Below are 14,697 nucleotides of genomic sequence, written 5' to 3' on the forward strand. Positions count from 1 at the left end.
GTTAAGGAAGTCTTAATATTGGGTGCCACCGAGTTGCGGCCAAGACAAGGCGGCGGCCGCGCCTTTCACCGGGCATGGTTAAGGCCGGGTGTCACCAGCCCGCCTCACCAATCGAGCAGCCCGCGCGCCGCCGAGGCACCATCCTCTGCCCGCGCGAGGCCGATCGCCGCCGCGAGGATCGCCGCCGCCACGAAACCGTCGAGCCGGTCCATGAAGCCGCCATGCCCGGGAATGAGCCGCCCCGAATCCTTGACCCGGAACCGGCGCTTGAACGCCGATTCGAAGAGATCCCCCGCCACGGCGGCGAGCGCGAGCGCCAGCGCCACAAGCGCATGCGCCGGACGCACCCCCTGCCCCGCTGCCGCGAGCAGCGCGAGCCCCGCCCCGACGCCGCCCGTCACCCCGCCGAGCATGCCCGACCAGGTCTTCTTCGGCGAGATCCTCGGCGCGAGCTTGGGTCCGCCGATCGCACGGCCGGCGAAATAGGCGCAGATATCGGTGAACCAGACGATCGCGAACAGGAACAGGATGGCGAGGAGGCCGCGCTCGCCATCGGCGCGCAGCATCAGCACCGCATAATAGAGCGCCACGGCATAGAGGACCCCCGCCCCGCCCCAGAGCGCGAAGCCGGGCTTGCCGCGCACCACCGACAGCCATTCCTGCAGCACCAGCAGCGCCAGCACCCCCCAGACGAGCGCGAACACGGTACCGCCCCAATAGGCCGAGCCGAGCGCCGCCGCCGCGAGAATCAGGGCCGAGACGACCCGCAAGCCGAGTTCGCTCATCGGCCGCCGCCCCGGATCGCGGGAAGCGGGCCGGGCCCGGCCGCAGGCGGATGGATCGGGTCTCTGCGCATGCCGGCGTCGCCCATCGGGCTCAGAGCCCGCCGAAGCGGCGATGGCGGTGCGAGAATTCGGCGAGCGCGGCATCGAGCGCCGCCTCGTCGAAATCCGGCCACAGCACCGGCGAGAACACGAATTCGGTATAGGCGCATTGCCAGAGCAGGAAATTCGAGATGCGTTGCTCGCCCGAGGACCGGATCAGCAGGTCGGGATCGGGAATGCCGGCGGTGTCGAGCCGCGCGGCGATCTCGGCCTCGCCGATCGCCTCCGGCGCGATCCGCCCGGAAGCGGCCTCCTCCGCGAGCCGGCGCGTGGCCCGGACCAGTTCCGCACGCGCGCCGTAATTGAAGGCAACGATCAGCATGAGCCCGGTATTGGCCGCCGTCACCGCTTCCGCCTCGCGCAAGAGCGCAAGAATATCCTCCGGCAATCCCTCGCGCTCGCCGATGATCCGGACCCGCACATTGCGCGCGTTGAGCGTCGCGAGATCAGAGCGGATGAAGAAGCGCAGCAGCCGCATCAGCTCGCCCACCTCCTCGGCCGGGCGCGCCCAGTTCTCGGTCGAGAAGGAATAAAGCGTCAGATAGCCGATCCCGCGCGCGATCGCGGCGCGGACGAGGCGACGCACGGCCTCGAGCCCGGCCCGGTGCCCGGCGACGCGCGGCAGGCCGCGTTGCGTGGCCCAGCGGCCATTGCCGTCCATGATGAAGGCGAGATGCACAACGCCGCAGCTCGCGCCCGGCGCCGGCGCGTCGTGCTCAGGACCAGCGGCTCGATTCGGCACGATGCCCGGCATCGTCTCCCCCTCCCGGGTGGTATCGCCATTCCCCTCCGCGGCGCGGAGCCCGGCCGGCCCCGGCTTTCGCGGCACGATGCGCCGCACGGGACCACGAGGCAACCCTGGGGTCGCGAATCCCGAAGATCCGTCCCCATGCCGCGGCTCGCAAATCCCGGACCGTTCCGGGCGCGGCCCCGCGGCGGCCCGGACGGGTTCAGACCTGCATGATCTCCTTCTCCTTCTGCTGAAGGAGCTGGTCGATCTCCTGGATGGTCTGGTCGGTCGCCTTCTGAACCTGATCGGCGTGGCGCGCGGACTCATCCTCGCTGATCTTGCCGTCCTTTTCGAGCTTCTTGAGCACGTCGAGCGCGTCGCGCCGGACATGACGCCCGGCGACGCGCGCATTCTCGGCGTATTTATGGGCGGCCTTGACCATTTCCTTGCGCCGCTGCTCGTTGAGTTCCGGCATGCGGATGCGGATCGTCTGGCCCTCGCTCTGCGGGTTGAGCCCGAGCGGCGATTCGCGGATCGCCTTCTCGACCGCGTGGACATTGCCGCGATCCCAGACCTGCACCGAGAGCAGCCGCGGCTCCGGCGCCGAGACGGTGGCACATTGGTTGAGCGGCATCTTGGCGCCGTAGATCTCGACCTCGATCGGATCGAGGATATTCGTCGAGGCACGCCCGGTGCGCAGCGAGGCGAAATCGGATTTCAGCGCCGCAACGGCGCCCTGCATGCGGCGCTTGACGTCCTGGATGTCATAGGTCGGGGCACTCATCGGCCGGTCTCCTTGTTCTGGACGGGCCGGCATCCGGCCCTGTCCCGTGGAATCCGGCGCCGATGGGGTGAACGGCGCCCGGATTCCGGGAATTCAGGCGGCTTCCTTGTCGGAAGCGGCGGCAAAGATCAAGCGCCCGGCGCGATCCGGGTCACATCGTCACCAGGGTCGAGCGCCCCTCGCCCCGAAGCACCGCCGCGATCGAGCCCCGCTCCTGGATCGCGAAGACGGCGACGGGAAGCCGCGCATCGCGTGCGAGCGCGAAGGCGGCCGTGTCCATCACCTTGAGATCGTTTCGGATCACCTCGTCGAAGGTCACGGTCTCGTAGCGCCGCGCCGCAGGGTCCTTGCGCGGATCGGCAGTGTAGACCCCGTCGACCTGCGTGGCCTTCAGCAGCACGTCGCATTCGAGTTCGGCCGCGCGCAGCGCGCCCCCGGTATCGGTGGTGAAAAACGGGTTCCCCGTGCCGCCGGCGAGCAGCACGATCCGCCCTTTCGAGAGATGGTCCATCGCCTGCTGGCGCGTATAGGTCTCGACGACGGAGGGCATCGCCACGGCGCTCATCGCGCGGGCCGGCGCGCCGAGCGAGGCGAGCTGCGCCTCGATGGCGATCACATTCATCACCGTGCCGAGCATGCCCATGGCATCCGCGGCCGGGCGCGACAGCCCCATCCCGTGCATCTGCGCGCCGCGGAAGATGTTGCCCCCGCCGACCACCACCGCAATCTCGACACCGAGTTCGACCGCCTCGATCAGATCCTCCGCGATCTGCCGCACGGTCGGCTGATGGATCCCGAAGGCCTCGGCACCGAGCAGCGCCTCCCCCGAGAGCTTGACCAGGGCCCGCTTGAAGACCGGAATTCCGGCACTGGGTCTGCGCTCGTCGCTCATATCATCCTCCGGGCCCATGCGCGGCAAGAAAAGGCATCTCGTGCCGGGTGCGTGGCGGGAAGCGAGACGAAAAAGGCGGCTCGCGCCGCCTTTCCGGCCTCAGGCCTTGCCGGCCGCGGCCGCAACCTCGGCCGCGAAATCGGAGGTTTCCTTCTCGATTCCCTCGCCGAGCGCAAACCGGATGAAGGCCTTGAGCGTGATCGGCGCGCCGGCGGCCTTCTCGGCCTCCTTCACCGCCTGGGCGACGCTCTTGCCCGGATCATGCACGAAGGGCTGATCGAGGAGCGCAACCTCCTTGAAGAAGGTCTTGAGCCCGGACTCGACGATCTTCTCGATCACGTTCTCCGGCTTGCCGCTGGCGCGTGCCTTCTCGGCGAGCACCGCGCGCTCGCGCTCGACGACATCTGCCGGGATCGAATGCGCGTCGAGTCCCTGCGGGTTGGTTGCCGCGACATGCATCGCGACCTGGCGGCCGATCGCCGCGAGCGCCTCGGCATTGCCGGTCGATTCGAGCGCCACCAGCACCGCGATCTTGCCGAGCCCGTCGGCGACCGCATTGTGCAGGTAGCTCGCGACGATCCCCGTCTCCACCGCGAGCGCGCCGACGCGCCGCAGCGTCATGTTCTCGCCGACGGTCGCAACCGCATTGGCGATCGCCGCCTCGACGCTGCCGCCACCGGGATAGGCGGCGGCCTTGAGCGCTTCGAGCTCGGTCGCGCCGCCGAGCGCGACGCCGGCGATCTCGCGCACCAGCGCCTGGAACTGGTCGTTGCGGGCGACGAAATCGGTCTCGGAATTGACCTCGACCGCCACGCCCCGGTTGCCGGACGCCGCGATGCCGACGAGCCCTTCGGCCGCAACCCGGCCGGCCTTCTTCGCCGCCTTGGCGAGGCCCTTCTTGCGCAGCCAATCGACAGCCGCCTCGATATCCCCGCCCGTCTCGGTGAGCGCGGCCTTGCAATCCATCATTCCGGCGCCAGTGGACTGGCGCAGCTCGCTCACCATGCTCGCGGTGATCGCCGCCATGATCGAACCCCTTCCTTGAACCTCAGCGTGCAACGGAAGGCCGCAACCGGATGGCTGCGGCCTTGCTTGTCTTGTCCAAACCGGCCGTGGCCGGCCGTCTCAGGCCGCCAGCGCGCGGGCGGTATCGAGCCAATGATCGCGCGTCGCGCGGCCGTTGAGCTTCAGTTCCATGTCGAGCGCGGCGACATCCGCCTCCGACATGGCCGCGATCTGCCAGAAATGGAAGATCCCGTATTCGTTCAGCCGGGCTTCGAGCTGCGGGCTCATGCCGCCGAGCTTCGACAGATCGTCCGGCGCGCCGCGCGGCGCAGAGAGCCGCACAAAGCCCTCGCCCGCCGGCTGCTCCGGCAGATCCTCGGCGATCGGCGCGGCCGCGGCGCCGATATCGATGCCGAGCGAGGATTGACCGCGGGCGATTCCGTCGATGGCGGCGCGGCTCACGAGATCGCAATAGAGCGCGAGCGCCCGGCCCGCATCGTCATTGGCCGGGATCGGGAAGGCCACGCCGTCGGGGTTCGAGTTGGTATCCACGATCGCGACGACCGGGATGTTGAGGCGGTTCGCCTCCTGGATGGCGAGCTGCTCCTTGTTCGTGTCGATCACGAACAGCAGATCGGGCGTGCCGCCCATATCCTTGATGCCGCCGAGCGCGCGCGTGAGCTTCTCCTGCTCGCGCGTGAGCATCAGGCGCTCCTTCTTCGTCAGGCCCTGCGCGCCACCGGCCAGGATCTCGTCGAGCTTGCGCAGGCGCTGGATCGAATTCGAGATCGTCTTCCAGTTGGTCAGCATGCCACCGAGCCAGCGCGAATTGACGAAATACTGCGCCGAGGATTTTGCCGCCTGGGCGATCGGCTCCTGCGCCTGGCGCTTAGTTCCGACGAGCAGCACGCGGCCGCCGCGCGCCACCGTATCCGAGATCGCCTCGAGCGCGCGATGCAGCATCGGCACCGTCTGCGCGAGATCGATGATGTGGATGTTGTTGCGGGTGCCGAAGATGTAGGGAGCCATCTTCGGATTCCAGCGATGGGCCTGATGGCCGAAATGCGCGCCAGCTTCCAAAAGCTGGCGCATCGAGAAGTCAGGAAGCGCCATATTCGTTCTCCGGTTGAGCCGCCGCAGGGACGAGCCGCCTTGGCCGGCGACACCGGATCGACATCAATCGACATGCCCTGCGTGAGGAATGCTGCGCGCCTAATCCAAGCCCGGGCAAAAAGCAAGTCTCGCCGCGTCGAATTCCGCGCTAGAACGGCTTTACCTCCAGAATTCCGGGGATCGCGGCGAGCGTTGCCGCCGCCGCCGCAGGCAGCGCGAAGCGGCCGGGGAGCTTGATATCCACCTCCCGGCCATCGGCGAGCATGATCGTCATCGCCACTTCGCCATCGACGCCGCGCTTCAAAACCTGTTCGAGGCCGCCGAGCGCCGCCGGTCGCCGGGGATCGCGCAGCGCCTGTTCGGTCACGACAAGCTGGATCCCGCGCCGGGCCCGCGCCAGCGCCGCTTCCAGCCCCTCGAGCTCCAGTACGCGGACGCGCAGATCCTCGCCCTCGACAGACCCCGCCACCGTAAGATGCAGGGCCGCGCCGGGCTCCAGCAGGGCCCGCTTCGTCTGCAGCATTTCCGAGAACAGCATCGCCTCGAACTGCCCCGACCGATCCGACAATGCGAGGATCGCGATCTTGTTGCCGTTGCGCGTGCGCCGAATTTCCATCCCCACCAGCGTGGCGGCGAGCCGCGCATGCGTCGCCCCGTCGCGCGCCGCGCGCTGGAAGGTCGCGAAATCGCCGATCGAGGCGCGGTCGAGCAGCGCGGCATAGGGATCGAGCGGGTGGCCCGAAAGGAAGAAGCCGACCGCGGCATGCTCGCGCCGCAACCGTTCGGCGAGCCCGAGCGGCTGCGCCTCGGGCAGCACCAGCAGCGCGCTCTCCTCGCCGCCGCCGAACAGCCCCCCCTGCCCGCTCGCACGCTCGGCGCCATGCGCGTTGGCCTCGGCGAGGATCGCGTCGAGCCCGGCGACCAGTCGGCCGCGATTGGGCTCGAGCGCATCGAGCGCGCCGGCGCCGACAAGCTGCTCCAGCGTGCGCTTGTTGACGAGCCGTGGATCGATCCGCCGCGCGAAATCCGCGACCGACCGGAACGGCCCTTGCTCCCGCGCCGCCACGATGGCGCGCGCCGCCTCGATGCCGACCCCCTTGACCGCCGCAAGCGCGTAGAGGATCGCCCCGTCGCGCACATCGAAGGCGACCTGCGAGCGGTTCACATCCGGCGGTTCGACGCGGATCCCCAGCCGCTGCGCCTCGCGCCGGAACTCGCCGAGCTTGTCGGTATTCGACAATTCGAGGCTCATCGATGCCGCCAGGAACTCGACCGGGTAATTGGCCTTGAGATAGGCGGTCTGGTAGGCGACGAGCGCATAGGCCGCCGCGTGGCTCTTGTTGAAGCCGTAATCCGCGAAGCGCGCCAGCAGGTCGAAGATCTGGTCGGCCTCGCCCGCACCGACCCCGTTCGCGACTGCGCCCTCGACGAACCGCGCACGCTGCGCATCCATCTCGGCCTTGATCTTCTTGCCCATTGCGCGGCGGAGCATGTCGGCCTCGCCGAGGGAATAGCCCGCCATGACCTTGGCGATCTGCATCACCTGTTCCTGATAGACGATCACGCCGAAGGTTTCGGCCAGGATCGGCTCGAGCATCGGGTGGGCGTAATCCGCCTTCTGCCGCCCGTGCTTGACGTCGCAATAGACCGGGATATTGGCCATCGGCCCCGGCCGGTAGAGCGCGACGAGGGCGATGATATCCTCGATCCGGTCGGGCTTCATCTCGACCAGCGCCCGCCGCATGCCCGCCGATTCGACCTGGAACACCCCGACCGTCTCGCCCCGCGCCAGCATCGCATAGCTCGCTGGATCGTCGAGCGGAATCGCCAGCAGATCGACCGTGATCCCCTGACGCGCGAGCAGGTCGACCGCGCCCTGCAACACCGTCAGCGTCTTCAGCCCGAGGAAGTCGAATTTCACGAGCCCTGCGGGTTCCACCCATTTCATGTTGAACTGGGTGACTGGCATGTCGGATTTCGGATCGCGATAGAGCGGCACCAGCTCCTCGAGCGGCCGGTCGCCGATCACGATGCCGGCAGCATGGGTCGAGGCGTGGCGATAGAGCCCCTCGAGCTTCTGCGCGATGGCGAGCATCCGCCCCACGGCCTCGTTCTCCGCCGCCGCGGCGCGCAATTGCGGCTCCTCCTCGATCGCTTTGGCAAGCGTGATCGGATTGGCGGGGTTCTGCGGCACCAGCTTGGTCAGCCGGTCGACCTGGCCATAGGGCAGGCCGAGCACGCGGCCGACATCGCGCAGGACGCCGCGCGCGAGCAGCGTGCCGAAGGTGATGATCTGCGCGACCCGCCCGGCCCCGTAGCGCCCCACGACATAGCGGATCACCTCGTCGCGCCGATCCTGGCAGAAATCGATGTCGAAATCCGGCATCGAGACGCGCTCGGGATTAAGAAATCGCTCGAAGAAAAGACCGTAACGTAACGGGTCCAAATCGGTAATCGTCAAGGAATAGGCGACAAGCGACCCCGCGCCCGAACCGCGGCCCGGCCCCACCGGAATGGCCTGCGCCTTGGCCCACTGGATGAAATCCGCGACGATCAGGAAATAGCCCGGATATTGCATACGTTCGATCACCGAGAGCTCGAAAGCGAGCCGCTCGTGGTATTCCGTTGCCGTGCGCCCCGGGGCCGGGCCATGCGCGGCGAGCCGTGCCGCGAGCCCCGCCTCCGCCTGACGCCGCAATTCCGCGGCCTCATCCGCCACATCGCCGGCCGTGAAACGCGGCAGGATCGGGCGGCGCGTGCGCGGGCGGACATGGCAGCGCTCGGCGATCTCGACGCTCGCCTCCAGGGCCTCCGGCAGGTCGGCGAACAGCGCCGCCATCTCGGCGCGGGTCTTGAAGCGGTGTTCGGGCGTCAGCCGCCGCCGGTTCGGCGCATCGACCGCGACGCCGCCGGCGATGCAGAGCAGCGCATCATGTGCTTCGAAATCCTCTGCGGCGGCGAAATAGGCATTGTTCGCGGCCACCGCCGGCAAGCGCTCGTCGATCGCGAGATCGATCAGCGCCGGCTCGATCGCCCGCGCCTCGGCGAGCCCGAAGCGCTCCAGCTCGATATAGAGCCGGTTCGGGAACAGGCGCCGGAGCATCCGCAGCCGCGTGCGGGCAAGATCGACGCCGCCAAGCGCGAAGGCGCGGTCAATGGGGCCAATACCGCCGCCGGTCAGCGCGATCAGCCCTTCGGTCTGCCCCTCCAGTGCGGCGATGGGGAGATGAACCGAATCCCCCGCCGGATTGTCGAGGAAGGCCCGGCTCGAGAGCGCCATCAGCCGCGCATAGCCCTCGGGGCTCGCCGCGAGCAGGACCAGCGCGCCGCGCGCCTCCGACCCTATACCCGGCCGCATCCGCGCCGGCCGGTCCCCGAAATCCACGCAGAGCTCGATCCCCGTGATCGGCTGGATGCCGGTGCCGGAGAGCTTCTCCGAGAATTCCAGCGCCCCGAACAGGTTGTTGGTGTCGGTCAGCGCCAGGGCCGGCATCCGGTCCTCGGCGGCGAGCTTGGCGAGCTTGCCGATCGTCAGCGCTCCCTCGAGCAGCGAGAACGAGGAATGCACATGCAGATGAACGAAACCCGGCCCCGCCGCCATCACCCTCTCCCGCCGCCTCAGATCAGCGGCCAAGCGCCGCCGATCCCGGCCCAGAACGCCACCATAACGAAGAATGCACCGATCGAAGCCAGTTCGATCATCTCTTCCACAGCCCGCATGCCTGCCTCCCGCCAAATGTTCATGTTTTGTTCTAGATTGCCGCCGCTTGTTTGTCAAGCGCCATCCTGTCGGTGATTCGCACCCGTGACAGGCGCACGTTTCACGCTAGACTGGTTTGCCGGCGCATGGATTGCGCCAAAAGGCTGCGTTGCTCCGGAAAGCGGGGAGGAAACCATGCGCGTACACGATGTTCCGAGGATAACCCCGCCATGACCGTGGGAATCATCGCCCCGGATACCATGACGATGAATGCTGCGGCTCCGGCCCCTGCCAATGCGGCGCGGCCGCGCGGGCGGACGCGATCCCCGCCCAAGCCCAAGCCGGCGAAGGCCCTGCTGCGCGCGCCGCCGCCCGCCCTTCGCCGGCACGAGGATATCGCCCGCGGGCTGGTCCGCCTGCTGAAGACCGAGATCGCGGCCGCGCGCGCCCTGCTCGCGGCACAGGCCGCACAGAGCACGCCCCTGGTCATCCACGCCGCGCGCCGCCGCCTGAAGCGCGCGCGGGCGATCGTGCGCCTCCTCCGCCCCGTGCCGGAAGCGGATGCCCCTGCGCTTGCCGCGATGCTGCGCGACGCTTCGAAGGCGCTGGCCGGCGCGCGCGATGCATCGGTGCTGGCCGAAACCGCCGAGACGCTCGCACGCCGCATCGCCCGACCCGCGGAGGAAGCGCTGCTCGCATCGATCGCCGATCACGCCCGGATGGAGGCCGCACGGCTCGGCCAGGCCGGCCCCGGCCCCGGCCGGGCGGCGCGGCGGCTCCGCGCGGCGGAACGACATGTCGGAGCGCGGCTTGCCGTTCCGGGGCGGCCGGCGCCGCCCTCGGCGCTGATCCTGCCGCGCCTCGCGACAATCTACCGGCGCGCGCGCAAGGGCTGGCGTCGCGCCCAGGCCGCTCCGGATGCCGAGACGCTGCATGAATGGCGGCGCAGGGTGCAGGACAGGCTGCATCTCGCCCGCATCTTCGCGCGGCGCTGGCCCGAACGGAAACCGCCGCGCGAAAGCCGCCTCGACCGGCTGAGCGAGGTGCTCGGCCGCGACCATGATCTGGCGGTGCTTGCGGCCCGGATCCCTGCCGATCACGCCGCGGCCCCGGCGATACAGGCCGCAATCGCCGACCGGCATCGGCAACTCGCGCGCAAGGCGTTGAAGCTCGGCGGCACGCTGTTCGGCGGCAAGAGCGGGCCGCGCCGTCGCGCCTGGCTCGCGCTGGACAGAACCGCGCCGGGCCAGGAAGCACCCGTCATGGAGGTAACCCAGCCGGCCTGATCCGCAGCGGGACGCCTCAGGCGAGCGCGACGACCCGCCCCTCGCGGAGGGTGATGCGCCGGTCCATCCGGGCCGCAAGATCGAGATTATGCGTCGCGACCAGGGCCGCGAGCCCCGATTGCTTCACGATCGCCGCGAGGGTGGTGAAGACGTGATCCCCGGTGACGGGATCGAGATTGCCGGTGGGCTCGTCCGCGAGCAGCAGCCGCGGGGTGTTTGCGACTGCGCGGGCGATCGCGACGCGCTGCTGCTCGCCGCCGGACAATTCCGCCGGGCGGTGATCGAGCCGATGCCCGAGCCCGAGAAAGGTCAGGATCTCGGTGGCGCGGATATTCGCCTCGGTCTCGCCGAGCCCCGCCACGCGCTGCGGCAGGGTGACATTCTCCCGCGCGGTGAATTCCGGCAGGAGATGATGGAACTGGTAGACGAATCCGATCTCGCTGCGCCGCAGCAGGGTGCGGGTTTCGTCATCGAGCGCGGCAGTCGCCCGCTCGCCGATGAAGACCTCGCCCTGATCGGGGTGTTCGAGCAGCCCGGCAATGTGGAGGAGCGTCGATTTCCCGGCGCCGGAAGGCGCGACCAGCGCCACCATCTCGCCGGGATGGATTTCGAGATCGGCCCCGGCGAGCACGGTGACGACATTCTCCCCTTGCCGGTAGGCGCGGCAGATATTCGCGAGCTGGAGGGCGGGGATGGACATGGCTCTCACTCGCCGCGCAACGCTTCGACAGGGTCGAGCTTTGCCGCGCGCCAGGCGGGATAGAGCGTCGCGAGCAGCGAGAGCGTCAGCGCCATGACGACGATGGCCACCACCTCGGCCGGGCGCATGTCGGCGGGAAGCCGCGAGAGGAAATAGAGTTCCGGCGGAAAGATCTGCGACCCCGAGACCCAGGACACGAATTGCCGCAGGCTCTCGACATTCCAGGTGATCAACACCCCGAGCAGGAAGCCGAAGAAGGTGCCGCCGACGCCGATCGCCGCCCCGGCGATGACGAAGATCATCAGGATCGAGCGCCGCGTCGCGCCCATGGTGCGCAGGATCGCGATGCCGCGCGCCTTGTCCTTCACGAGCATCGTCAGCCCCGAGATGATGTTGAGCGCCGCGACCAGCACGATCAGCGTCAGGATCAGGAACATCACGTTGCGCTCCACCTCGAGCGCGCCGAAGAAGGTGCGGTTGCGGAAGCGCCAATCGGTCAAGGCGTGCGGCTTGCCCACCGCCTCGCGGATGGCCGGCAGCACGTCGTCCATGCGGTCGGCGTTCTCGACGAACACCTCGATCAGGGCCGCCTGCCCCTCCATGTCGAAATAGAGCTGCGCCTCCTTGAGCGGCATGAAGATGAAGCTCGAATCGAACTCGCTCATGCCGATCTCGAAGATCGCGCCGATCTCGTAGGCCTTCTGGCGCGGCGCCGAGCCGAACGGCGTCGAGGGCCCCTTGGGCGACAGCAGCCGGAGCTTGTCGCCGATGCCGAGGCCGAGAAAGCCCGCGAGGCGGCGCCCGATCGCGATCTTCTCCGAACCGTCGAACCCGTCGAGCGAGCCGTCGATGATGTTGTTCGCAATAGAGGAAAACCGCCGCAGATCCGCTTCGCGCACCCCGCGCACCAGCGCGCCGCTGGTCGAACCGGGCGAAGCCGCGAGCACCTGCCCCTCGACGATCGGCGCCGCCAGCGTCACGCCCTTCGCCTTCGCCACGCGGGCGGCGATTCCCTCGTAATCGGTCAGCGCATCGCCATAGGGCTGGATGAAGGCATGGCCGTTCACGCCGAGGATCTTGCCCATCAGCTCCTGGCGGAAGCCGTTCATCACAGCCATCACGACGATGAGCGTCGCGACCCCGAGCATGATGCCGAGAAAGGAGAACCCGGCGATCACCGAGATGAACCCGTCGCGCCGCCGTGCGCGCAGATAGCGCCAGGCGACGATCCATTCGAACCGGCTGAACACGCCGCTCACGACGCGATCCGCTCCACCGCCTCGTCGGGCGAAACCAGAACCCGCTCGCCGGTCGCGCGGCGCTTGAGCTCGACCTTGCCCTCGCCGAGCCCCTTCGGCCCGACGATCACCTGCCAGGGCAGGCCGATCAGGTCCGCCGTCGCGAATTTGGCGCCCGGCCGCTCGTCGGTATCGTCGATCAGCGCCGAGAGCCCGCGCGCGCCGAGCGCCGCCTCGATCTCGGCCGAGACACGATCGGTGGCGCCGTCGCCCGGCTTGAGGTTGAGGATCGCCGCGTCGAACGGCGCGACCGCGTCCGGCCAGATGATGCCGGCCTCGTCATGGCTCGCCTCGATGATCGCCGGCACGAGCCGCGTCGGGCCGATGCCATAGGAGCCCATATGCACGGGCACCTCCTTGCCGTCCGGACCGGTGACATAGGCCTTCATCGGCTCGGAATATTTGGTGCCGAAATAGAAGATATGCCCGACCTCGATGCCGCGCGCGGAAACGCGGCTCCCCTCGGGCAGCGCGTCGAAGGCGGCCTGATCGTGCATCTCCTCGGTGGCGGCGTAGAGCGAGGTCCATTTCTTCACGATTCCCTCGAGATCGGCGCGCGAGTCGAAATCCGTATCCGGCCCGGGAACGTGGAAATCGAGATAATCCCGGTGGCAGAAGACCTGGCTCTCGCCGGTCGAGGCGAGGATGATGAATTCATGGGAGAGATCGCCGCCGATCGGCCCGGTATCGGCGCGCATCGGGATGGATTTCAACCCCAGCCGCTCGAAGGTGCGAAGATAGGCGACGAACATGCGGTTATAGGCGTGGCGCGCGCCCTCCTGGTCGAGATCGAAGGAATAGGCATCCTTCATCAGGAACTCGCGCGAGCGCATGGTGCCGAAACGTGGGCGGATCTCGTCGCGGAACTTCCATTGCAGATGGTAGAGATTGAGCGGCAGTGCCTTGTAGGAACGCACATAGGCCCGGAAGATCTCGGTGATCATCTCCTCGTTGGTCGGCCCGAACAGCATCTCGCGCTCCGCCCGGTCGGTGATGCGCAGCATCTCCTTGCCATAGGCGTCGTAGCGGCCCGATTCGCGCCAGAGATCGGCGGATTGGATGGTGGGCATCAGCAATTCGATCGCGCCGGAACGGTTCTGCTCCTCGCGGATGATCGCGCAGATCCGGTTCAGCACCCGGAGGCCGAGCGGAAGCCAGGCATAGATTCCCGCCGATTCCTGCCGGATGAGCCCGGCCCTGAGCGCAAGCCGGTGCGAGACGATCTCGGCCTCCTTCGGCGTTTCGCGCAAGGTCGGCAGGAAATAGCGGGACAGACGCATGGGAACTCCGGCGGCGGGGCGGCGAACGGTTTGAAACGGCTCATGCTTCTGTCACAAATCGCGGCCCTTGCAAATGCCGCGCGGCGCAGTTCCCGGAGGCGGGAGGTGCCCGGAAAGGCCTTGCGGAGGCCGAAACACATTCAATTTAAAGAATGTTGCGCCGCATGATGACAGGAGCTTCCGCATAAATTAGTCAGGAAGGTGGCAGGCGGGGCACCGCTTCCGCGCTCCGGCGCGGACGGGAGAAGCAAGAAGAGAAGCCCCACAGGGTGGCGTCGAGCGGCGTTCTTGTCGGTCTGACGTTTATCCGGCCGTCCAAGAACCAGAACCAAGGTTTGAAGCAGGGCCGAGGCCCTGCTTTTTCTTTCGGCCGGTCGACCGATCCGCCGCCTCAGAGCAGCGGCCAGAGCGCGTAGCGGAACAGCAGGAAGACTGCCGCGGCCACGAGGCTGTTCCAGAAGGCGATGCGTCCGAGGCGCGTCGCGGCCGGCGCGCCGGGATCGGAACCCGGCGCCACCGTTCCCGCCTCGCGCTGCGAACGGATGCCGAAAGGAAGCACCGCGAACAGCGTCGTCCACCAGATGACGAAATAGATCGCAACCCCGCTGCCGAGCGACATTACACTTCCTCAAGCTCGGTCAGCGTGCCGAGGAAGTCCTTCGGATGCAGGAACAGGACCGGGCGACCATGCGCCCCGATCCGCGGCTCGCCGTCGCCGAGCACGCGCGCCCCGGCCGCGACCAGCCGGTCCCGCGCGGCGCGGAGATCACTGACTTCGTAGCAGAGATGATGCATCCCGCCTTCCGGGTTCCGCTCGAGGAATTTCGCGATCGGCGACGTCGCGCCGAGCGGTTCGAGGAACTCGATCTTGGTGTTCGGCAATTCGACGAACACCACCGTCACGCCGTGTTCCGGCAGCGCCTGCGGCGCCGAGATCCGCGCGCCGAGCGCATCGCGATAGGTCGCGACCGCGCGCGCGAGATCCGGCACCGCGATCGCGACATGGTTGAGCCGCCCGATCATCC

General features: G+C 68.3%; 13 protein-coding genes. 1 reads left to right on the forward strand and 12 read right to left on the reverse strand.

Going from position 1 to position 14,697, the window contains the following annotated elements; translation table 11 throughout:
• Positions 1 to 104: 104 nt before the first annotated feature.
• The 7 genes from FWJ24_RS07965 to dnaE all read right to left on the reverse strand — a co-directional run bounded on the left by FWJ24_RS07965 (position 105) and on the right by dnaE (position 9,009).
• A complete protein-coding gene (locus FWJ24_RS07965; RefSeq protein WP_206110811.1) occupies positions 105 to 785 on the reverse strand; it encodes a phosphatidate cytidylyltransferase in 681 nt (226 codons plus the stop codon).
• 91 nt (positions 786 to 876) lie between these two features.
• Positions 877 to 1,638, reverse strand: a complete 762-nt coding sequence (locus FWJ24_RS07970) for an isoprenyl transferase (protein WP_150287269.1) — start codon at positions 1,636 to 1,638, stop codon at positions 877 to 879.
• A gap of 196 nt (positions 1,639 to 1,834) precedes the next feature.
• Positions 1,835 to 2,398 (reverse strand): ribosome recycling factor, encoded by a 564-nt coding sequence (gene frr / locus FWJ24_RS07975; RefSeq protein WP_150287270.1) that lies wholly within the window; start codon positions 2,396 to 2,398, stop codon positions 1,835 to 1,837.
• A gap of 151 nt (positions 2,399 to 2,549) precedes the next feature.
• A complete protein-coding gene (pyrH, locus tag FWJ24_RS07980) occupies positions 2,550 to 3,290 on the reverse strand; it encodes a UMP kinase (protein WP_150287271.1) in 741 nt (246 codons plus the stop codon).
• A gap of 99 nt (positions 3,291 to 3,389) precedes the next feature.
• The gene (gene tsf / locus FWJ24_RS07985; protein ID WP_150287272.1) at positions 3,390 to 4,316 is read right to left on the reverse strand and encodes a translation elongation factor Ts; all 927 of its coding nucleotides are present in this window, start codon (positions 4,314 to 4,316) and stop codon (positions 3,390 to 3,392) included.
• A 99-nt stretch (positions 4,317 to 4,415) separates the two neighbouring features.
• Positions 4,416 to 5,408 (reverse strand): 30S ribosomal protein S2, encoded by a 993-nt coding sequence (locus FWJ24_RS07990; protein ID WP_150287273.1) that lies wholly within the window; start codon positions 5,406 to 5,408, stop codon positions 4,416 to 4,418.
• 148 nt (positions 5,409 to 5,556) lie between these two features.
• A complete protein-coding gene (gene dnaE / locus FWJ24_RS07995) occupies positions 5,557 to 9,009 on the reverse strand; it encodes a DNA polymerase III subunit alpha (RefSeq protein WP_150287274.1) in 3,453 nt (1,150 codons plus the stop codon).
• A gap of 329 nt (positions 9,010 to 9,338) precedes the next feature.
• Between dnaE and FWJ24_RS08000 the strand changes: the two genes are divergently transcribed.
• Positions 9,339 to 10,394, forward strand: coding sequence for a CHAD domain-containing protein (locus tag FWJ24_RS08000; RefSeq protein WP_166443632.1), 1,056 nt, complete (start codon positions 9,339 to 9,341; stop codon positions 10,392 to 10,394).
• Between the two features lie 16 nt (positions 10,395 to 10,410).
• Here FWJ24_RS08000 and FWJ24_RS08005 read toward each other — a convergent pair whose 3' ends face one another.
• The 5 genes from FWJ24_RS08005 to mce form a co-directional block, all read right to left on the reverse strand.
• Complete coding sequence (locus FWJ24_RS08005; RefSeq protein WP_150287276.1) at positions 10,411 to 11,094, reverse strand: ABC transporter ATP-binding protein; 684 nt, start codon at positions 11,092 to 11,094, stop codon at positions 10,411 to 10,413.
• Between the two features lie 5 nt (positions 11,095 to 11,099).
• Positions 11,100 to 12,353 carry a lipoprotein-releasing ABC transporter permease subunit gene (locus FWJ24_RS08010; protein ID WP_150287277.1) on the reverse strand — a complete coding sequence of 418 codons (1,254 nt, stop codon included), beginning with the start codon at positions 12,351 to 12,353 and terminating at the stop codon, positions 11,100 to 11,102.
• Entirely contained in the window at positions 12,350 to 13,672 is a 1,323-nt protein-coding gene (proS, locus tag FWJ24_RS08015; RefSeq protein WP_150287278.1) for a proline--tRNA ligase, read from the reverse strand. The genes FWJ24_RS08010 and proS overlap by 4 nt, the downstream gene beginning before the upstream one ends.
• A gap of 391 nt (positions 13,673 to 14,063) precedes the next feature.
• On the reverse strand, positions 14,064 to 14,291 hold the full coding sequence (locus FWJ24_RS08020; RefSeq protein WP_150287279.1) for a DUF1467 family protein: 228 nt from the start codon (positions 14,289 to 14,291) through the stop codon (positions 14,064 to 14,066).
• On the reverse strand, positions 14,291 to 14,695 hold the full coding sequence (mce, locus tag FWJ24_RS08025) for a methylmalonyl-CoA epimerase (RefSeq protein WP_150287280.1): 405 nt from the start codon (positions 14,693 to 14,695) through the stop codon (positions 14,291 to 14,293). Before mce ends, FWJ24_RS08020 begins: the two co-directional genes overlap by 1 nt.
• Positions 14,696 to 14,697 lie beyond the last annotated feature (2 nt).

This window comes from Rhabdaerophilum calidifontis (assembly GCF_008641065.1).
GTDB lineage: Bacteria > Pseudomonadota > Alphaproteobacteria > Rhizobiales > Beijerinckiaceae > Rhabdaerophilum > Rhabdaerophilum calidifontis.